This is a genomic window from Halobellus sp., from assembly GCF_042218505.1.
Taxonomy (GTDB): domain Archaea; phylum Halobacteriota; class Halobacteria; order Halobacteriales; family Haloferacaceae; genus Haloquadratum.
The window spans coordinates 1-18,746 of the sequence record NZ_JBDGQZ010000019.1; the positions used below are offsets into that span (position 1 = coordinate 1).

Genomic DNA, 18,746 nt, shown 5'->3' on the forward strand with positions numbered 1-18,746 from the left:
AGGCCAACGGCGCAGCGTTGAGGGCGCTGTCCCATAGGGGTCCGCCGGTTCAAATCCGGTCCCACGCATCGCACGGCGGAAAATCCGCCACTCGATGCAGGTGCTCTCCCTTCGGGGACACAGCACCCACGCACAGTTCTCCGACGGTCGCATCGGACAGCGATGCGTCCGTGACACGTCCGCCGAAACGGGGGTACGTTTTAAACGATGGAGCCAGTACGAGGCGCTATGCCGAAGTACTCCACCGGCGGCAGCGGTGGCGGAGGCGACGGGGACAGTTGCGAACTCTGCGGACGGTCGACTGGCAACCTCCGCCGGGCGAACGTCGCCGGCGCGGAACTGCTCGTCTGCGGCGACTGCGCGCCGCACGATGACTCACGCAAGAACACACGCGGGTCCGGCTCGGGGTCGGGCACGGACAGCGGGGCCGGGTCGGGCGAGAACTCGCGCCGCAAACGCGCCGCACAGAAACAGGCCCGGATGTACGACCAGACGAGGGGTGACTCCTCCCACTGGGAGGAAGGGGGAACCGATTACGAAGGCGACCCGCTTCCCTACCTGGTATCCAGTTACGGCGACCGCGTCGAGTCTGCCCGACAGGACGCCGGACTGACGACCGAAGAACTGGCTGAGGAATTTGACGCCGAAGAGGCGGACGTCGTCGCGGTCGAACAGGGTCGGGCGACCCGCGCCGGCGTCGGCGGTTCACTCGTCAGAGCGCTCGAAGAGCGACTGGACGTCGAACTGGTCGACGAGTGAGTGGCAGGCTGGCCGACCGGAACTACCAGCATTTTTATCGTCAGATCGTTTGAACGACGGGTATGCAGACTCGCGCGCCCGCGGGACCGACTGTCCGTGAGTTCACTGCCGAGGTCGTTGACGTCGACGGCTGCGAGGTGACGCTCGATCGCACGTACTTCTACGCGGAAAGCGGCGGCCAACCGGCCGATACCGGAACCATCGATGGAATTCGCGTCGTCGACGTGCAGGACGACGGCGAGGCGGTCCGCCACGTCCTCGCCTCAGAACCGGCCGTGGACGTCGGGACAGCGGTGTCCGGGGTGATCGACGACGACTTCCGAACGTACTGTATGCGCGCCCACACGGCCAGTCATCTGTTGTACGGCGCGGGCCGCCGGCTCTTGGACGACCTCGGATACGGTGGGTTCGATATCTCCGAAGAGAAGGTCCGAGTCGACTTCACGACCTCGACCGACATCGACGACGAGACGCTCGTGGAGCTCGAACGACTGACGAACCGGGCGGTGTGGGACTCCCTGGAGGTCGAGTGGTACGAACTGCCGACCGACGAAGCGACCGCTCGCGACGAGGTAGCGTTCAACACGAAGACCGAAGAGGGCGTGATGGCCGGTGCAGACACCGTTCGGATCGTCGATATCGACGGCTGGGACGTCGCCGCCTGCGGCGGGACGCACGTGTCGAACACCCAAGAGGTCGGGCCGGTGACGGTCCTCGATCGGTCGAATCCCGGCGAGGGACTCACGCGCGTCGAGTTCGCCGTCGGCCCGACGGGCATCGACCGGCAGGTCGCCCGTCACCGGGCGCTCAAAGCGACCGCAGCGGCACTCGAAACCAACCTCGATGACCTGGCGGCGACGGCCGAGACGGTCCGCGAGGAGCGCGACGACCTCGAATCGCGCATCAGAGAACTCGAACGCGAGTCGCTGTCGGCCGCGATAGCCGATTTCGAGGCGTCCGAGAACGGTGAGGCGACCTGGCGGCTCGGCGTCCTCGCCGACGCGGACCCGAACGAGGCCGGCGAAGTGGTCAAGAAGACCGTCGCCGACACCGGCGTGATCTGCGCAATCGGGGACGGCGAGCGGCCGTTCGTTGTCGTCGCTGCCGGCCCCGACAGCGGTGTCCACGCCGGAAACGTCGTCGAGAGCGTGACAGACGCCTACGGTGGCGGTGGCGGCGGTGGCCCACCGTTCGGGCAGGGCGGTGGATTCGACGCGACGCCGCAAGACGTGCTCGAATTCCTCCGCGGGTGGGAGCCGTCGGACTGATCTGCCCGGTCAGGCGTCTGGGAACCCGCGGGTCGGCCGCGCCGAGACCCCGACGTTCCGAAGCGCCTTTTTCCGAGGGGAGTCTACGACTGACGATGACCGATAGTTCGCCTGCGACAGCCGAGCGATCCCTCTCGACCTTCGACGCCGCCGTCTGGGATCTCGACGGAACTCTTGTGGATCTCCCCGTGGACTGGGACGTCGTCACCCGCGACGTAGCGGAGGTCTTCGAGGCCGCTGGCTTCGACGCGACCGGCGAGAATCTGTGGCAGTTTCTGGAGCGGGCCGACGACGCGGGGCTCCGTGCAGACGTCGAGCGAACGATCGCCGACCACGAGCGAGCGGAGGCCCCAAGCGCCGAACGACTCCCCTCGGCGGACGCCGTCGGGACCTTCGAGGCTGAGGGCGTCTGCTCGCTCAACTGCGAGGACGCCTGCCGGATGGCATTGGAGAGGCACGGCCTCTCACCGCACGTCGACACAATCGTCGGTCGTGACAGCCTCGACGTGTGGAAGCCGGATCCGGCGCCGCTGCTGGAGACGGTCCGACTGTTAGACGCCGACGTCGAGCGCACGGTGTTCGTCGGTGACTCCGAGCGTGACGAGGTGACCGCCCAGCGCGCCGGCATCGCGTTCCGGTACGTTAGTGATCTCGAGCCCGGACCCGCCGAGCGGAACGAAGGCTGACAGGCGGCACACTTCCTCACGCGGGACGCCGTGCCGCACACCCGCGTCACGTCCCGCGGCCGCTCTCATCGCATAGCGGCGTTGGCCGCGGTTTCGCAAATAAACCATTGGGTGAAGAGACGAGAGACGAGCGGCAGTCCCTGGACGGTTCCGCCCGCTGCCGGGGTTGTTAAGTCCGTTCGTCACCGAATTATACCGATGAGCTATCCAGTTCGCTACTACTGTCCTCACTGCGGCGCGGTCTTCGAGTTGGACCGGGAGGGATATCTCTCGGATAAGTCGGTGACGCCATACCCGCTCGTCGGATGGGAGTACACCACCCCCGGCGGCGACTACGAATCCGCAGATGGGATCCGCCTCACCTGCGGCAAAAGCGACAACGACGCCGCCCGGTGGACGAGTGACCGGAGCGACGCCGACGACGTCGACGATCCGGCCGCAGAGAGTCCCTGTGGCCGCGACCTGTACCTGTCGTTCGTCAGGTACGTCAACGGCGAAGAAGTGACGCCCGAACCCGAAGTCGAGACAACCGAAATCGCGGGGTCCTCCGGCCCGCGCGGGACGGGCGGTCCCGGTGGCCCGAGCGGGTTCAGTCGATAGGGATCGCCGGCGCGACGAGGCGTCGCGTTACGGTAGATCGACTTCGATTCCGGCGACCTCGCTGGCCGCCTTGACCGTGTTCCACAGGAGCATCGCGCGGGTCATCGGCCCGACGCCGCCGGGGACCGGCGTGATTGCGCTCGCTTTTTCTTTGGCGCTCTCGTACTCCACGTCGCCGATGAGTTCCGAACCCTCGTCGGTCTCGACGCGGTTGATGCCGACGTCGACGACGACGGTACCCTCGGTGAGCATCTCGCCCGTGACCATCTCGGGGACGCCCGCGGCGGCGACGACGATGTCGGCGCTCCGCGTCTTCTCTGCGAGGTCGTCGGTCCGGGAGTGACAGATCGTCGTGGTCGCGTTTCCGCCCTTGTCCTTCTGGATGAGGAGGTTCGCCATCGGCTTGCCGACGATGTTCGAGCGGCCGACGACGACGGCTTCGGCCCCCTCGGTTTCGACGTCTGCGGCTTCGAGGAGTTTCTGAACGCCGTGGGGTGTACACGGTTTGTACCGCGCGTTTCCGGCGACGAGACGACCGACGTTTTCGGGGTGGAAGCCGTCGACGTCCTTCGCGGGGTCGACGCTCCGCAGGACCTCGCGCTCGTCTACGTGGTCCGGCAGCGGCATCTGGACCAAGATCCCGTGGACCTCGGGGTCGGCGTTCAGTGCGTCAATTGTGTCGAACAGTTCCTCGGCGGGGGCGTCGGGTTCGATCTCGACGTCCTTCGTGGTGATTCCGACCTCTTCGCAGTCTTCGTGTTTCATCCTGACGTACGAGGCACTCGCGGGGTCGTTGTTCATCAGCACTGTCGCGAGACACGGTGTCGTTCCGGCCTCGGTGAGCGTCTCGATGCTTTCGAGCAGGCCGTTTCGGATGTCCTGTGCGACGGCGTTACCGTCGATGATCTCCGTCATATGATACAGAGCGCGCGTGGCTCACTTCAAATGTGCTGATTTGTCGGCGCGTCGGAATTCGTCGGACTCCGTACAGAAGGCAGTGAGACGCCCTCTCAAACGGATTATTCGTACAGCGGGAACCGCTCGCAGAGTGCCCGGGCGCGTCCGGATACGTCTTCGATGACGGCGTCGTCGAAGTCGTTGACAGCGCAAACGACCAGGTCACCGACCTCATTCGGCCTCACCTCGTCGAAGCCGCGGGTGGTGAGCGCATCGAAAACAGACAGACTCAATAGAGCAGGTCTCGCGCCACGGCGGCGAGATCTGTCACGTCAGCCTCACGGAGTCGGTTATCGGCGAGATCGAGTCGCAGGCGCGGACGGCCCACATCGATTGGGACTTTCTCGGTCTTGATCAGCCCACTCTCTTCGAGTTCCGTCTTGGTGCGGGAGAACGTCGCCTTGCTGGCGATACCGACGTCTTCGCCCCACTTCGAGACGTCGTATAGCAGCACCTCGTTCCGCGCGGCGACGAGGAGGCTGATCGTCACCTCGTCGAGCCCAGCACGGGCGTCCTGGACGGTTTCGAGGGAGGTCAACACCGCATCGAACTCCTCGCGGACGTTCGCGCCGAGGGCCGCCTCCAGAGACTCCCTGACGTCCGAGAGCGCCGGCGTTCGCAGCGAGAACTCCCGAGCGGCCGTGAACTGCGCTGCGAACGTGTCCGCTGCGGTGTCGACGAGGCTGTCGTCCTCAGTCGATAACCCCGCAACTCTGTCGCCCACGGTGACCACCGCAATAATCGAGGAGTCGGTGACCACGAGCGAGTTGTCCGGGGGGGCGTCGACGGTTCGGAGGTCCAGCGCGCCCGAATCGAGCAGGTCTGCCGCGTTGCTGGCGACGAGAAAGTCGTCTGTTGCCGATTTCAGCAGTTGTTCAGTGGCCAGAACTCGGACCCCCGGCGAGTCGTCCGTGCTGAGGGTTCGCGTGACGAGCGTTTCGACGATTGCCGAGGTGGGGCCGACGACGTACACGGGGCCGTGGTCGGATTCCCCGGGGAGGGCTGAAGTGAGGACGTACTCGACGCTATCTGCGAGTACGTTCGTTTCGGAGGACATACGACTATTGTTATGTGTTATCTACTTAATTTTACCGCGGTTGTGCCTGTATGCACGTCCCGTCAATTCGAGAGACTGCGCCGATACAGCCGAGACCCGTCGATTTTTTTCGGTCACTCCCGAGAAGAGACCTATGACGCACGTAATCGAAGTTGTCGGGACCGGCCCGGCCGCGGAAGCCGCCCGGGCCGCCTTCACCGACATCGACGCCGAGACTCGGGCGGACCCCGACGACCCGGCGCTGACGCTCGCGATTGCGCCAGCGGGACGGGAGCTGGACGCGGTCCAGTCGCGGGCTGAGCGCCTGGTGACAGTGGAAATCGGCGGGCTCGGGGGGCATCCGATTACTGCTGTCGACGCTGGCGTTTCCGTCTTCGGTGTCGGAAGCCCCGACTTCGCCGACCTCCGGACGCGAGTGGGTGCGACGACCGAGTCATCGGGGTCGCCGTCCGGCGATCGCAGCGCCGTCCGCTTCGCTGGCGCACTCGCGGGCCGACGCGGCGTGGCGCTTCTCGCCGGGTCGGAGTCTGTCGCCGGAACCGCCGTCGAGGTCGCCGGCACCGGTATCGCCGCGGAACGGCCGATCCTCGCCGTCCCCGATCCCGAATCCCGCGACCGTGAACTGCGACGTGGTCACCGGACGGTCGGCGTCGACGACGCGCTCGGCCGAGCGGAGCAGGCGCTCGACGATCGGACCGGCATCGTCACGCAGGTCGGCGAACAGGAGTCGTTCCCGGTACCCTACTATTTGGCGCAGACGGTCGACACCAGCACGTTCAGCGAGACGCGCGCGGCAGAGTTCGCGGCCGGCGTCGATCCGGACTGGGACGTGGCGTTTATGAAGGCACTGGGAGAGGGCCTCGAACGGTACTGCGCCGGCGTCTATCACAGCGCCGAGTTCACCGTCGCTCCCGAGCGGACGCGCTCACGACCGGTGCCTCCCTCGGCGTTCGTCAGACCGGACGACACACCCTCGGTGGCTCCGGAGACACCGCTGCCGTGGGTCGATGGGGTCGACCTCCAGCGCGACGAGCGCGTGTCGCTGCCGGCGGAGTTCGTCCACTACCCCCCGCCGACAGAACAGCACAAGCCCGCGATCACGACCGGACTCGGACTCGGCAACTGCGGAACGGAGGCCTTGCTCTCGGGGCTCTACGAGGTGATCGAGCGGGACGCGACGATGCTGGCGTGGTACTCGTCGTACGAACCGCTGGCGCTGTCCGTGAGCGACGATCACTTCCAGGAACTCCGGAAGCGGGCGCGGGCGGAAGCGCTGACGGTGACGACGCTCCTGGTCACTCAGGACGTCGACGTTCCCGTCGTCGTCGCGGCCGTCCACCGCGACGGAGAGTGGCCTCGGTTTGCCGTCGGGTCAGACGCATCGCTCCACCCGGTCGCGGCCGCGCGTTCAGCACTCGCGGAGGCGCTGCAAAACTGGACCGAGTTGCGGTCGATGGAACCAGAGCAGGCGAGTGCCGAAGGGGGGGCAATCGGCGAGTACGCGACGTTTCCGGAGGCGGCACGGTCGTTCGTCGAGGCCGAGGCGACCGTGCCGGCGGCGAGCGTCGGTCCGGAGTCCGTTCCGGACGGCGCGGGCGAACTCGACGCGGTCGTAGAGCGAATCGGCGCGGCAGACCTGGAAACGTACGCCGCACGCCTGACGACGGCCGACGTCGAGTCGCTCGGGTTCGAGGCGGTCCGCGTGCTCGTTCCGACCGCACAGCCGCTGTTCCAGGGAGATCCGTTCTTCGGTGCACGGGCTCGGACCGTCCCGACTGAACTGGGGTTCGAGGCGCAACTGGACCGACCGTACCATCCGTTTCCCTGAGCGACGGGGTCGGATTTGTGGACCGATGCGTCGCTGTCGCGGAGTGAGCAGCCGACACGGACCGCCCGCACGACGGTGTGTCGGACACCCGCAGTCCGCCGTGCGGCAATCTATACTGAGATACGGCGTCTGGCCGCCTTTCAGCATAAAAACCTCCCGCGGCGCTGCCGGCCGGTGGGGTCCCACAACCCGGTTCAAAGGCACTACTATAATGAGCGGTCGGTTCCAGGGAAGATTCGGAGCAGTCCACCGACGTCACGGGGCACCGAGGCGGTCCGATCGGTCACACCAGCAGTAGACTCCTCTCACAGGCCGTGAGGCGGACGCCCGAGTGACCCAATCGACACCGGCATCGACATCAACCTATGACTCACGACTCAGACGGCGATCGAACTAGGACGGAGGCACCGAACATCGACCGGATCTCGACCGGAGTGCCCGGCCTCAATGAGATCCTGCACGGCGGTCTCATCCCCCAGCGGAGTTACCTCGTCCGGGGAGACCCGGGAACGGGGAAGTCGATCCTGGGATTGCACTACCTCACGGAGGGTCTCGCGGCGGGCGGGACTGCCCTCTTCATCAACCTCGAAGAGCAGACCGCGGACATCAAACAGAACGCGGCCACGCTCGGATTCGATCTCGACGGCATCGAGTTCCTGGATCTGAGCCCCAAGTCGGACTTCTTCACCGGCGATCAGGGGTACGACGTCTTCGAGGCGAGCGCGGTCGAGCGCGATCCGATCATCGAGGCCATCTCCGAGCGCGTGGCGTCGGTCGAACCCGATCGGGTGTTCGTCGATCCGATCTCCCAGTTTCGAGAGCTCTCTAGCGACGACTTCCAGTTCCGGAAGCACGCGCTGTCGTTTATGCGATTGATGGGCGAGCACGGAGCGACGGTCCTGTTTACCACGCAGGCGACAGCGTCCGAACCCGACGACGACCTCCAGTTTCTGAGCGATGGAACGATCGAACTCGGGTACGCCTCCACCGGCCGATCGATCGCCGTCCCGAAGTTCCGCGGGTCGCCGACACACAGCGGCAATCACGGGATGACAATCACCGACGAGGGGCTGGTCGTACACCCGCAACTCTCGCCCGGAGAGTACGCCCAGGAGTTCGTCTCAGAGCCCATCTCATCTGGAATTCCAGAACTCGACGAACTGCTCAACGGGGGCCTGGACCGGGGGACCGTCACGGTCATCAGCGGGCCGACCGGGGTCGGGAAGACCACGACCGGGACCCAGTTTATGAAGGAAGCGGCCGGTCGCGGCGAGCACTCGGTGATGTACCTCTTCGAGGAGTCCGAGGCGACGTTCGCCCGGCGATCGGAGGCGATCAACATTCCGGTCGCACAGATGGCCGAGCGCGGGACGCTCACCGTCGAAGAGATCGAACCGCTCGCCGTCTCGCCGCAGGAGTTCGCCCAGCGGGTCCGTCGACAGGTCGAAGAGGAAGACGCCGACATCGTGATGATCGATGGAATCGCCGGGTACAAACTCGGTATCCAGGGGGACGAGGATGACCTCGTCACGCACCTGCACTCTCTCGGTCGCTATCTGAAGAATATGGGCGTGACAGTCGTCCTGATCGACGAGGTCGCGTCGATCACCGGCGAGTTTCAGGCGACGAACGTGGGCATCAGTTACCTCGCTGACAACATCGTCTTCCTCCGACACATCGAGATCAATGGAGAGATGCGAAAGGTCATCGGCGTCCTGAAGATGCGGACTAGCGATTTCGAGCGGACGCTTCGGGAGTTCGAGATCACCCGCAACGGCATCAAAGTCGGCGGCCCGCTCACCGAACTCCGTGGGATTCTCCGCGGGACCCCAGAGTGGAAAGACGAATCGCCTGACAGCGGCTGCTAAGCCGCTTCAGACGCCGAAGGTGGCACGGAGCATATCCCGCGTTCCGGGGCCGAGACCGACGGCCAGCACGGCGATCAGCAGCAGAATAGTGTAGCGCGGACTCTCCTCGAAGATGCTCTCCTCGAAAACCCAGATGACGAACGTCGCGGCGACGAGTTTCACCAGCAAGAACGGCCAGGTGTCGCCCGTCACTGCGAGCACGGACGGCGGAAGAACCGAGCCGGTAACGTCGACGACGAACTGATTCACCGGATGCTTCGGGACCAGATTCGGCCCGGCACCGAGGGCGGTCATAAAGTCCAGTCCGACGACGTTCGCGACCCCGTCGACCGCGTGGCCCCAGAGGACCACGAACCCGACCCGACCGGTACCGGCGTTGATCGCGGGGGCGAATCGCTCGATGAGTTCCCACGTAACGGCCGCTGACAGCGTTGCCCCGAGGAGAACGACCCCGAGCACCTGCGGGTAGAACTCGACGCCCTCGGCCCCGCTGATCACGAGCGACACGAGGTAGCCCAGCGACACGGCGAGGGTGGCACTACCCAGACCGAACAGGAGTCGATCGTATCGACTGACGAGCCCGCGGCGCGCCGTCGCGACGGCGGCAACGACCGCGACGAGTGTGATTGCGAAGACGGTGAAGTAGATGATCGGACTGATGACGAGCGTATTCAGTGGATAACTGATGAGTGCCTCAGCGGCGGGGACGGCGTCGTTGGCGTCCTCGACGACGCGGAGTGCTCCGCCGAAGAACACGAACGGGATCAGCGCAAAGAAGAACTGACGGTCGGTGCCCAGATCGAGCCGTCGGAGGAGGAAGACGACGCCCGTGAGTGCGACCAGGAGCGTCACCATATAGCCCACCTCGGAGACGAGCGTGTAGCCGGGGTAGGCGACTGGCTCGGCCGCATTCGCGCAGGCGGCCGTGCTGTAGAGGTACTCAACGGTGCTTTCCGGCCGGATTGCACAGACGGCGGAGTTGGCGTCCGCCTGAACCGGCCCCCAGAAGTAGTGCCAGATGAAGCCGTCGTAGACGAGTTCAGGACGGACGATCGACCCGCCGATGAGGACGGCAATAGCGGTGAGAACGCTGCCGATCCAGAGCCGTTCGGGTTCGGCCCCGACGCGTTCGGCGACTGTCGACATACACGCAAAGCCGGTTGGGTTCGTGTTGAGGATTCCGGTCCGCAGCGGAGGCCCGCACCGATGAGAGCGGGGCGGGGGCGCCGTCAGATCGGGAGCGAGTGGGATTCGAGTTCGGAACCGAGGATGACCATCGTCTGGGACCGCGAGAACCCCTCGATTCGCGCGATGTTGTCGAACATCAGTTCCCGGAGATGGTCCGTGTCCTCAGCGTACACCCGGAGAACGACATCCCACTCGCCAGTGGTCAGGTGGATTTCCTGCACGCCCTCTATGTTCCGGAGTCGGTTGACCGCGCTATCCTCCTCACCCTGTTCGATACGAAGTCCGACCACTGCCGACGTTCCGTAACCGACAGCCCGCGGATCGACTTTCGTGTGGTACCCCTGAATGATCTCTTCGTCCTCCAGTTGACCGACGCGATCGTGCACAGTCGCGCTGGACATCTCGATCTCCCGGGCGATTTCGCTGAACGGCTTGCGCGCATCAGACTGGAGAATTCGGAGGATCGACCGGTTCGTCTCGTCGAGTTGCATAGAGTTCGTTGGACCCGCACAGACTTGCTCTTTGTGGTCACGCCACACGGTCTCTCGGCGCGTCTCCACGCGCGAGAGTTGGCACCGATCACTCCGCTGCGTCGATCTCGCGGGCCGCCGAAAGCAGCATGTCGTGGATTTTGCCGTTCGTGGCGACGAGTCCGACGGAGTCGTGTCGCCACCGATCGCCGGTGAGGTCCGTTACCGTCCCGCCCGCTGCACGAATCATTGCCACGCCGGCCACCGTGTCCCAAGGGTGCGCCACGATGTTGGTGGCGACACCGTCGAGTGAGCCGTCGGCGACGGCGGCTAGCTCGGCCTGCGCGCACCCGACGCGTCGGAGGTCGCCGAAGCGGTCGACCATTGCCTGACAGGCCCGACCGTACTGGTCGCGGGCGTCGAAGTCCCACCACATCGTCGGTGTGACGACGGCCGCCTCGGGGTCGTCCTCGGCGGACACCGAGACCGGGGTTTCGTTGCGGTACGTCGCCTCCCCGTCCGTCCAGTACTCGTCGCCGAGAGCGGGCAGGTTGATCGCGGCGGCGACGTGGTCGCCGTCGCGGACAGCGGCGACAGCGGTTCCCCAAGTTCGGATTCCGCGGACGTAGTTGTTCGTCCCATCGATCGGGTCGACGACCCACGCTGCACCCGTCTCCGGGACTGACTTCAGTGCGCCTTCCTCCTCGCCGACGACCGCGTCATCGGGGTGGGTGTCGCGGATCTCTTCGATCACGGCCGCCTGGGCGTCTCGGTCGGCCTGCGTCACGACGTCCGTCTTGCCGTTTTTTTGTTCGACGTCGAGATCCGTCCGGAACCGCTCGACGGCCAGCGTCGCGCCCGCACCGGCCGCCCGCCGTGCGACGCCGACCCGTTCGTCACGAGACATATCGAACGGGGGGCGTCCACGTCTCCTAAGGGTGTCGGAGTCGCGGACTCGGCGGCCCGCCTGTCGGGTCCCGACACCCCCAGCATAACCGACTAATTAACTCAGTTACGAGTCCGAGTACATTTTAGTAGATGGAGATCTTCCGCATCAATATGCACCCGTCCGACGCAGTCCGACAACTCCGATACTCGGTTGCCTCAGACAGTGAGACGTATGACTACGAGATCAGCCACTGGGAAGCGAACGCCTACGGGGATGTGTTCGCCGACGTGGCAGAACAGGGCGAACTCGACGACGTGATGTCCGTCGTCGAAGAACTGGGCGATCGATTCGTCGACGGAACGCGACCCTCGGCGGCCGAAGCGCGACAGATCGCCGACGGTGTCCTCACTGCCGGCGGCCGTCCGCTCACGGACGGCGGCGAGGACTGAGGCAGTCGGCCGCGGCGGGCGTTTTTTCTGCGTTTTCGTTCACTCTGAGCCGCTGGGTCGGAGGTGCTCACAGTCCCCCGCAGTGACGACGCGTTCTCCACCTTCTGTGCGAATGACGAGCGACCCCGGAAATCGGACGTCGATGGCCTCGCCTTCGGCGGTCTCTGTTGGCGTCTGTACCCGCACTCGCTGACCAAGCGTCGCTGCGTGATCCCGCCAGGCCTCCAACACGTTCCGGAGGTCTCCCGCCTCGCTCGTCAGCGACGCGAACTCCTCGAGGACGCGCTGGAGGAACACGCGCCGGTCAACGTCCCCAACCTCCGCGCGGAGACTGGTCGCACCCGACGGAAGCGCCTCTGCGTCGATGTTCGCATTCACCCCGATCCCGACGACAAGCCAGGAGACGCGGTCGGCCTCGCCTTCCATCTCGGTCAGGATTCCCGCGAGTTTGTCTCTACTGATTTCCGTCTCTGGCGCTGATTCGCGCGAATCGAAGACCAGGACGTCGTTGGGCCACTTGATTCGTGCGTCGGCACCGGCCTCGCGCGCTGCACGTGTGACGGCGACAGCGGCCGCGAGCGTGTAAATCGGGACTGCCGAGGGTGGCCGGTTCGGCCGAAGCAGGAGGCTGGCCCAAACCCCGCCGCTCGGTGCGGTCCACTCGCGGTCGAGTCGGCCGCGTCCCCCGGTCTGTTCGTCCGCCACGACGGCCATACCGACTTCTCCGGCCTCGGCGAGTTCGCGCGCACGGTCGTTCGTGCTCCCGATTTCCTCGTGGTATTCGATCCGATACGGCGCGTCGAGATCGAATTCGATCGCTGCAGCTCCGTAGGCCGGGACCGATTCGACCCGGTAGCCGTCGTCGCCGCTCTCGATCCGGAACCCCGCCTCGCGAAGCGATTCGACCTGTTTCCAGACGGCCGCTCGCGACACGTCGAGTCGGTCCGCCAACGCGGGGCCAGTGACTGGGCCCGCTGCGAGCGCCGCCAGGATCGCCCGTCTGGTCGCGTTCATCTCACTCGAGTATCACGAGAGTGTCGTCCATATCTACGCTGTCCCCTTCGTCGATGAGTACTTGCGAGACCGTCCCGCCGCGTTCGGTGACGACGTCGTTCTCCATCTTCATCGCCTCCAGCACACAGACGACTTCGCCAGCGCCGATCTCGTCGCCCTCCGCGACGGGCACCGAGAGGATCGTCCCCTGCATCTCGGCGGTGACCTGTTCGCCGTCTGCCTCGACGATCACCTCCTCCTCGTCTCCCGCGTCGGGTTCTGTCGCCGGGCCGGCCGCACCGGCCCCCGATCTGCCCCCACCGCTCGCGGCGACGTCGACCTCCGGCATCGGCGGCGCACCGCGCTCTTCGAGGTTCACCTCGAACCGTTTGCCGTTGACCTCGACGGTGAACTCCCGTTCGGTGGACGCGTCGTCTCCTGGTTCGTCATCGTCGTCTGTCTCTGCTTCGGCTGTGCTCCACTGCTCGACCGCCTGGTCGATGCGCTCGCGGTCGAGTTCTTGATCGAGGTATTTGGTCGTGTGTTCGCCCGCCCGAAACGTCCGGTCGGTCACCATCAGCCGGTGGAACGGAACGATCGTCTCGATCCCCTCGATCTCGAACTCAGAGAGCGCCCGCTCCGAACGGGCGAGACACTCGCCTCGACTCCCGGCCGCGACGATCAACTTCGCGATCATCGAGTCGTAGTCGCCGCCGATTTCGTCGCCCTGTCGCACGGCGTCGTCGATGCGTACGCCGATTCCACCCGGGGGATCGTAGGTGTCGAGCGACCCCGTCGCGGGCGCGAAGTCCTCGGCGGCGTTCTCGGCGTTGATCCGGAACTCGATCGCGTGGCCGTCGATTTCGACGTCCGCCTGATCGAATCCGAGTTCCTCGCCGAAGGCGATCCGCAACTGCCACTTCACGACGTCGATGCCAGTGACCTCCTCAGTGGCGGTGTGTTCGACCTGGATCCGGGTGTTGACCTCCATAAAGTAGAATTCACCATCTTCCACGAGGAACTCCACCGTTCCGGCGTTGGTGTAACCGGCCTCGCGGACGCCTCGCCGGGCCGCGTTGCCGATTTGCTCGCGAAGGTCGGCGTCGAGCGCCGGGGAGGGGGCCTCTTCGATCACCTTCTGGTGCCGACGCTGAAGCGAGCAGTCGCGCTCGCCGAGGTGACGGACGTTCCCGTGCTCGTCGGCGAGGATCTGAACCTCGACGTGGCGTGGCGACTCCAAGTACTTCTCGACGTAGACGGACGAGTTGTCGAAGTAGGCTTCACCCTCCCGCTGTGCGGTCTCGAACTGCGTTTCGACGTCGTCCGCGGAGTGGACCACCTTCAGGCCGCGGCCACCACCGCCGCCCTCGGCCTTGATCGCGACCGGATAGCCGTACTCCTCGGCAACGGCTTTCACTTCGTCGGCGGAACTGACTGGTTCTGTCGTCCCCGGAACGACTGGCACGTCGGCCGCCTGCATCAGCGAGCGGGCTTTTGTCTTCTCGCCGAGGCGCTCCATCGCGTCGGCCGAGGGCCCGATCCAGGCGAAGTCGCTCTCCTCGACCCGCCTGGCGAACTCCGCGTTCTCCGCGAGGAATCCATAGCCCGGGTGGATAGCGTCCGCGCCCGCCTTCCGGCCCGCTTCGAGAACGGCGTCGTGATCGAGGTAGGAGTCCGCAGCGCGTGCGGGACCGATGTTGTACGCCTCGTCGGCGTAGCGGACGTGCCCGGCGTGCTTGTCAGCGTCGCTGTAGACCGCGACGGTTCGCACGCCCAGGTCGCGACAGGCCCGCATCACCCTGACGGCGATCTCCCCGCGGTTAGCAACGAGGACTTTGCTGAACATTTGCCGATGTATTCCGAAACGCGGCACCTCTATCTGTCGATTCCGAACGAAGTGTGATTCGACGTTCGTCGAACTTCCGAGCCGGATGTAGAAGGCCCCGAAACACCTATTAAAGGGTTCGATGAGTCAGCCGAGTGACTGTTTCGCCGGGCGGAGGCGTCGGGTGGTAGCGCGGTTAGCAGGTGGGATCTCGGCACGCGGCGCGAAGGAGACTGACTGGGGTTCCCTGCGGGGTCACCGAAACGTCGGAGAAGTGACATATGTAGCCGAGATACCGGCGCTGATCGCCCGTTGCTGTCGGATGAGTCATAACACAATCATTATCTCACTCGCATATCCAACGCCAGTGTGGCCGTTCGCTTCCGGCGATCAGGCGATTTTCTCCCGGAAGCGTTCTGAACTACGTTCTCTATAAGTCGACGAAGGCGGTCGAGTTCTGTCGCCCGATTGTGTATTTTTCTTTCTCGCACAGGGGCTCAATTTCACGTAACTCGCCACTTTCGAAACGATATACAATTTGACGACTCTGTTGGGTGAAATTCCGACAGGGTACGTCGGTGACCGCGTCAGTCGGCGCAACTATCTATTGACAGGTACTGTGCTCATCCTCCTCACACTGCTCGGCATCGGACTGTCTAGTTCGTTCTGGGCGCTCGCGGTGCTGTACGTCTGCTGGTCGATGGGCTACAACTTTCGCTCTGGGAGTGAAAACGCGTGGCTGTATGATACCCTCACGGACGACCTCTCCGGGGACCAGTTCGCCCCTATTCGTGGGCGTGGCGAGTCTATCGCATTGGCGATCGGTTCCGGAGCGGCCGTCGTCGGGGGATATCTCGGGCGTATCGATCTGTCGGATCCGTGGTCTGTCGCCGCCGAAGTCACCGCAGTCGGTGTACTCGTGCTCCTGACGGTAGACGAACCCGAGACCGACGAGCGAACCGACACGAGGGAGTTGAGTCTCCGTCACACCCTGTCAATCGTTCGGCGAACCATCTCAGAGCGGAATGTACGAGCGTTCGTCCGCTATTACTGCGTCCTCCACGCCGGAGTGATGTATTTCGTATTCGTGTTCCTCCAGCCGATTTTCGGGACGGTCGTCCTCGACTTCGGCGTCTCGCAGTCGCAGGTGCGGTCACTGTTCGGATGGTTTTACGCAGCGTACAGTCTCTGCGGCGCGGGTCTGAGTTATAGTAGCGTTTGCAACTGATTGCACAACCGATCGCACGCAGTCGTGCGATCGAGTGAGCGAAGACTTGCAAGCGCTACGGTACTATACGGGAGCCATTCGTGCCCGTCTGTGGCTTCGGACGTGGTTTTTGTGGCCCCTCTTCGTCGGCGGCGGCGGGCTGGTTGGGATGTACTTCGTCCCCGTGCTCGCGCTGCCGACGTTCCGGCTGATTTGCGGACTTTCGGACGGGACGGGTTCGTTTGCCGGCCAGTACATCACCGACCGTATCGAGACGATGGGACGTGCGACCGTGCTCAGTGCGATGGCGATGGTCAGCGGACTCGCCGTCGTTCCGTTCCAACTCGGCAGCGGCGTCGTCGCCCCCTGTTCGCGCTCGCTGTGGCTGGTGCCGTTCTCGTCGTCAGTTCGACCGGGGTCTTGCTCCGGGAGGCACCGATCGAGCAGTAGGGGCCGAGATTCTCGTCCGGCGACAGTCACGCTCGGAACTCATATGCGAAGTGGTCAGCCTCACCGGACCAGGTGCCCACCGAGACAGGTTCGACGATTGCCGTGACGGGCGGCGCAAATCCAAACCGCCTTATGTGTGTGTCTCCCACGCCAACGGTAATGACAGTACGTGTGGGCATTCTCGGTGCGACCGGTGCGGTCGGACAGCGTTTCATTCAACTTCTCGACGATCACTCGACGTTCGAGTTGGCGGCGCTCACGGCCTCCGAAGACAGCGCGGGCAAGTCGTATCGCGAGGCGGCGAAGTGGCGCGTGAACACCCCGATCCCGGACGACGTCGCGGAGATGACCGTTGGTGCAACGACGCCCGAAGACGTCCCAGACGACATCGACCTCCTCTTTTCGTCGCTCCCGTCAAGTGTCGCACGGGAGGTCGAACCGAGTTTCCTCGATGCGGGATACGTGGTCTCCTCGAACTCCTCGAACGACCGAATGGCTCAGGACGTGCCGCTGACGATCCCGGAGATAAATCCCGGTCACCTCGATCTGATCGAGATTCAGCGCGAGGAGCGCGGCTGGGACGGGGCGCTCGTAAAGAACCCGAACTGCTCGACGATCACGATGGTCCCCACGCTCGCGGCGCTGGACGAATTCGGTCTCGAATCGGTGCAGGTGTCGACGCTACAGGCGGTCTCTGGGGCGGGCTACTCCGGTGTCACCTCGATGGAGATCATCGATAACGCCATCCCGCACATCGGCGGCGAAGAGGACAAAATGGAGACCGAATCGCGGAAACTCCTCGGGACGTTCGACGGGGCGGAACTCGAACTCCACAGAATGGATGTCGCGGCGTCGTGTAACCGGATTCCGACGCTCGACGGCCACCTGGAGAACGTCTTCGCAGAGACCGAGGACGACGCGTCGCCCGACGCAGCCGCGGGGGCGATGCGCTCTTATGAGAGCGCCGATCTCCCCTCCTCTCCGGAGCAACTCATCCACGTCTTCGAGGATCCCGAACGCCCGCAGCCCCGACTCGACCGCGAACGTGGCGGAGGGATGCAGATCTCCGCCGGCGGGCTTCAGGAGACCGCAAACGGCCTGAAGTACAACTGCCTCGCACACAACACCATTCGCGGCGCGGCCGGGGCGTCCCTGCTCAACGGCGAGCTCCTCGTCGAAGAAGGCTGGGTCTGACGTCGCACTCGACTGAGTCTGACGTCGTGCTCGACTGAATTCGATCTCGTTCGTTCGGACACGTTCGGATCTGAAACAGCTGTTGCGTCCGTATGCGCTTCGCACAGAGCTACTGAGTGGTGCGTGAGGTCGAGATCGCACAGCTGTCGCGGAGTTCACCGTCACGGTCATAATACGGTCACTTGCGCGTCAGGTTGACCTCGACGCCCGTCGGAGTCGGCATCCCCGCTTCGACCTCGATCGGTTCCGCTTCGTCGAGAGTGCGCTGGTCGTTCGCCCGGTGCTGGGTAGCAACGTCGTCCAGCAAGAATGCCGATTCGGTTCGGCCGACGGTGTCCGTCTCGGAGTCGATACCGAAAAGCTCCCAGCGCTCACGACTCGTCAGTTGATGGCGACCGTCGGTGTCGTGACGTCGGCGACGTCGCTAGCGAAATCGATCTCTCGTCGGTCCACGCACGGGGGACACCGACGTGCTCGTAACACAGGGCGTCGATCGTTTCACCCTCTGACCGGAGCGTCGCATCCGACACCGCGCCGATGTCGTTGGCGTCCAGATAGTCGCTCAACTCCGTCGTAGGGGGGCCTTTGTGCGCGTTCGTCGCGTCGATGGCTCGGTGAGTTCGAAGCGCCTCGACGTACGTCAGATACTCCTGCGTCACCAGTTGCTTCCTCTCGGAGTGGGCATCGGTCTCGCGAGTGTAGTGACCGACACAGGTAAGCGCCGTCTCACCATCGTCGTCGTCGTCATCGACCAACCAGACGTCCACCCGAGAGACGTTCAGGACCTCCGCAGCCGTCTCTGTGCTGCGACGGACGGCAATCTCGAAATCCCCTGTCGTGAACAGCGTCGTTCATCAGCAGTTCGACGAGCGCCTCGCGGTGGCGCTCCTGACGCTCCTGCGTTCGAGTGATCTTTCGCTTGGCCCGCGGCTGCGCCGCGCCGTTGATAATTCGATTGGCTAGCAGCGTGTACTGACCCGTGCCGGTTCCCTTCTGGAGATAATCCGTCACGCCGGCACTGATGGCTTCGCTGGCGATTGGCTGTAGTAGCGTTTGCA

General features: G+C 64.6%; 18 protein-coding genes and 1 pseudogene. 9 read left to right on the forward strand and 10 right to left on the reverse strand.

All coding sequences use genetic code 11. The features are described 5' to 3' along the window. Positions 1–228 precede the first annotated feature (228 nt). The 4 genes from ABEI27_RS06395 to ABEI27_RS06410 all read left to right on the forward strand — a co-directional run bounded on the left by ABEI27_RS06395 (position 229) and on the right by ABEI27_RS06410 (position 3,313). Positions 229–759 carry a multiprotein-bridging factor 1 family protein gene (locus tag ABEI27_RS06395; RefSeq protein WP_375798578.1) on the forward strand — a complete coding sequence of 177 codons (531 nt, stop codon included), beginning with the start codon at positions 229–231 and terminating at the stop codon, positions 757–759. A gap of 62 nt (positions 760–821) precedes the next feature. Then, positions 822–2,027, forward strand: coding sequence for an alanine--tRNA ligase-related protein (locus tag ABEI27_RS06400; RefSeq protein WP_375798579.1), 1,206 nt, complete (start codon positions 822–824; stop codon positions 2,025–2,027). A gap of 95 nt (positions 2,028–2,122) precedes the next feature. Further along, a complete protein-coding gene (locus ABEI27_RS06405) occupies positions 2,123–2,713 on the forward strand; it encodes an HAD family hydrolase (protein ID WP_375798580.1) in 591 nt (196 codons plus the stop codon). A 198-nt stretch (positions 2,714–2,911) separates the two neighbouring features. Further along, positions 2,912–3,313, forward strand: a complete 402-nt coding sequence (locus tag ABEI27_RS06410; protein WP_375798581.1) for a hypothetical protein — start codon at positions 2,912–2,914, stop codon at positions 3,311–3,313. A 27-nt stretch (positions 3,314–3,340) separates the two neighbouring features. Here ABEI27_RS06410 and ABEI27_RS06415 read toward each other — a convergent pair whose 3' ends face one another. The 3 genes from ABEI27_RS06415 to tbsP form a co-directional block, all read right to left on the reverse strand. After that, entirely contained in the window at positions 3,341–4,228 is an 888-nt protein-coding gene (locus tag ABEI27_RS06415; RefSeq protein ID WP_375798582.1) for a tetrahydrofolate dehydrogenase/cyclohydrolase catalytic domain-containing protein, read from the reverse strand. Positions 4,229–4,332: 104 nt separating this feature from the next. Then, positions 4,333–4,503 carry a hypothetical protein gene (locus ABEI27_RS06420; protein ID WP_375798583.1) on the reverse strand — a complete coding sequence of 57 codons (171 nt, stop codon included), beginning with the start codon at positions 4,501–4,503 and terminating at the stop codon, positions 4,333–4,335. Continuing rightward, positions 4,500–5,327, reverse strand: coding sequence for a transcriptional regulator TbsP (gene tbsP / locus ABEI27_RS06425; RefSeq protein WP_375798584.1), 828 nt, complete (start codon positions 5,325–5,327; stop codon positions 4,500–4,502). The genes ABEI27_RS06420 and tbsP overlap by 4 nt, the downstream gene beginning before the upstream one ends. A gap of 133 nt (positions 5,328–5,460) precedes the next feature. Between tbsP and ABEI27_RS06430 the strand changes: the two genes are divergently transcribed. Both ABEI27_RS06430 and ABEI27_RS06435 read left to right on the forward strand, forming a co-directional pair. Beyond that, positions 5,461–7,155 (forward strand): YcaO-like family protein, encoded by a 1,695-nt coding sequence (locus ABEI27_RS06430; RefSeq protein WP_375798585.1) that lies wholly within the window; start codon positions 5,461–5,463, stop codon positions 7,153–7,155. A gap of 365 nt (positions 7,156–7,520) precedes the next feature. Further along, entirely contained in the window at positions 7,521–9,023 is a 1,503-nt protein-coding gene (locus tag ABEI27_RS06435) for an ATPase domain-containing protein (protein WP_375798586.1), read from the forward strand. Positions 9,024–9,029: 6 nt separating this feature from the next. Here the strand turns inward: ABEI27_RS06435 and ABEI27_RS06440 are convergent, their stop codons facing one another. The 3 genes from ABEI27_RS06440 to ABEI27_RS06450 all read right to left on the reverse strand — a co-directional run bounded on the left by ABEI27_RS06440 (position 9,030) and on the right by ABEI27_RS06450 (position 11,588). Continuing rightward, entirely contained in the window at positions 9,030–10,169 is a 1,140-nt protein-coding gene (locus ABEI27_RS06440) for a DUF63 family protein (protein WP_375798587.1), read from the reverse strand. 83 nt (positions 10,170–10,252) lie between these two features. Beyond that, positions 10,253–10,702, reverse strand: a complete 450-nt coding sequence (locus tag ABEI27_RS06445) for an Lrp/AsnC family transcriptional regulator (RefSeq protein WP_375798588.1) — start codon at positions 10,700–10,702, stop codon at positions 10,253–10,255. 88 nt (positions 10,703–10,790) lie between these two features. Beyond that, positions 10,791–11,588: an inositol monophosphatase family protein gene (locus tag ABEI27_RS06450; RefSeq protein ID WP_375798589.1), complete on the reverse strand. Its 798-nt coding sequence runs from the start codon at positions 11,586–11,588 to the stop codon at positions 10,791–10,793. A gap of 152 nt (positions 11,589–11,740) precedes the next feature. On the opposite strand from ABEI27_RS06450, the gene ABEI27_RS06455 reads away from it, so the two are divergent. Continuing rightward, complete coding sequence (locus ABEI27_RS06455; protein WP_375798590.1) at positions 11,741–12,019, forward strand: hypothetical protein; 279 nt, start codon at positions 11,741–11,743, stop codon at positions 12,017–12,019. 39 nt (positions 12,020–12,058) lie between these two features. Here the strand turns inward: ABEI27_RS06455 and ABEI27_RS06460 are convergent, their stop codons facing one another. Next, positions 12,059–13,033 carry a biotin--[acetyl-CoA-carboxylase] ligase gene (locus ABEI27_RS06460; RefSeq protein WP_375798591.1) on the reverse strand — a complete coding sequence of 325 codons (975 nt, stop codon included), beginning with the start codon at positions 13,031–13,033 and terminating at the stop codon, positions 12,059–12,061. 1 nt (position 13,034) lies between these two features. Then, positions 13,035–14,858 carry an acetyl-CoA carboxylase biotin carboxylase subunit gene (locus ABEI27_RS06465; protein WP_375798592.1) on the reverse strand — a complete coding sequence of 608 codons (1,824 nt, stop codon included), beginning with the start codon at positions 14,856–14,858 and terminating at the stop codon, positions 13,035–13,037. A gap of 335 nt (positions 14,859–15,193) precedes the next feature. Between ABEI27_RS06465 and ABEI27_RS06470 the strand changes: the two are divergent. Together ABEI27_RS06470 and asd are read left to right on the forward strand one after the other, a co-directional pair. Beyond that, positions 15,194–16,494, forward strand: a pseudogene (locus tag ABEI27_RS06470) (MFS transporter). A 159-nt stretch (positions 16,495–16,653) separates the two neighbouring features. Beyond that, positions 16,654–17,688 (forward strand): aspartate-semialdehyde dehydrogenase, encoded by a 1,035-nt coding sequence (gene asd / locus ABEI27_RS06475; RefSeq protein ID WP_375798593.1) that lies wholly within the window; start codon positions 16,654–16,656, stop codon positions 17,686–17,688. 178 nt (positions 17,689–17,866) lie between these two features. On the opposite strand, the gene ABEI27_RS06480 is transcribed toward asd, so the two are convergent. Further along, positions 17,867–17,995: a hypothetical protein gene (locus tag ABEI27_RS06480; RefSeq protein ID WP_375798594.1), complete on the reverse strand. Its 129-nt coding sequence runs from the start codon at positions 17,993–17,995 to the stop codon at positions 17,867–17,869. A gap of 64 nt (positions 17,996–18,059) precedes the next feature. Next, a complete protein-coding gene (locus ABEI27_RS06485; protein WP_375798617.1) occupies positions 18,060–18,533 on the reverse strand; it encodes a GAF domain-containing protein in 474 nt (157 codons plus the stop codon). Positions 18,534–18,746 lie beyond the last annotated feature (213 nt).

Bases quoted from the DNA above. Each gene is read 5' to 3' on its own strand.
- asd (WP_375798593.1), top strand. From the start codon at position 16,654: ATGACAGTACGTGTGGGCATTCTCGGTGCGACCGGTGCGGTCGGACAG.
- ABEI27_RS06460 (WP_375798591.1), bottom strand. From the start codon at position 13,033: ATGAACGCGACCAGACGGGCGATCCTGGCGGCGCTCGCAGCGGGCCCA.
- ABEI27_RS06445 (WP_375798588.1), bottom strand. From the start codon at position 10,702: ATGCAACTCGACGAGACGAACCGGTCGATCCTCCGAATTCTCCAGTCT.
- ABEI27_RS06410 (WP_375798581.1), top strand. From the start codon at position 2,912: ATGAGCTATCCAGTTCGCTACTACTGTCCTCACTGCGGCGCGGTCTTC.
- ABEI27_RS06405 (WP_375798580.1), top strand. From the start codon at position 2,123: ATGACCGATAGTTCGCCTGCGACAGCCGAGCGATCCCTCTCGACCTTC.
- ABEI27_RS06415 (WP_375798582.1), bottom strand. From the start codon at position 4,228: ATGACGGAGATCATCGACGGTAACGCCGTCGCACAGGACATCCGAAAC.
- ABEI27_RS06440 (WP_375798587.1), bottom strand. From the start codon at position 10,169: ATGTCGACAGTCGCCGAACGCGTCGGGGCCGAACCCGAACGGCTCTGG.
- ABEI27_RS06430 (WP_375798585.1), top strand. From the start codon at position 5,461: ATGACGCACGTAATCGAAGTTGTCGGGACCGGCCCGGCCGCGGAAGCC.
- ABEI27_RS06465 (WP_375798592.1), bottom strand. From the start codon at position 14,858: ATGTTCAGCAAAGTCCTCGTTGCTAACCGCGGGGAGATCGCCGTCAGG.
- ABEI27_RS06395 (WP_375798578.1), top strand. From the start codon at position 229: ATGCCGAAGTACTCCACCGGCGGCAGCGGTGGCGGAGGCGACGGGGAC.
- ABEI27_RS06435 (WP_375798586.1), top strand. From the start codon at position 7,521: ATGACTCACGACTCAGACGGCGATCGAACTAGGACGGAGGCACCGAAC.
- tbsP (WP_375798584.1), bottom strand. From the start codon at position 5,327: ATGTCCTCCGAAACGAACGTACTCGCAGATAGCGTCGAGTACGTCCTC.
- ABEI27_RS06400 (WP_375798579.1), top strand. From the start codon at position 822: ATGCAGACTCGCGCGCCCGCGGGACCGACTGTCCGTGAGTTCACTGCC.
- ABEI27_RS06450 (WP_375798589.1), bottom strand. From the start codon at position 11,588: ATGTCTCGTGACGAACGGGTCGGCGTCGCACGGCGGGCGGCCGGTGCG.
- ABEI27_RS06455 (WP_375798590.1), top strand. From the start codon at position 11,741: ATGCACCCGTCCGACGCAGTCCGACAACTCCGATACTCGGTTGCCTCA.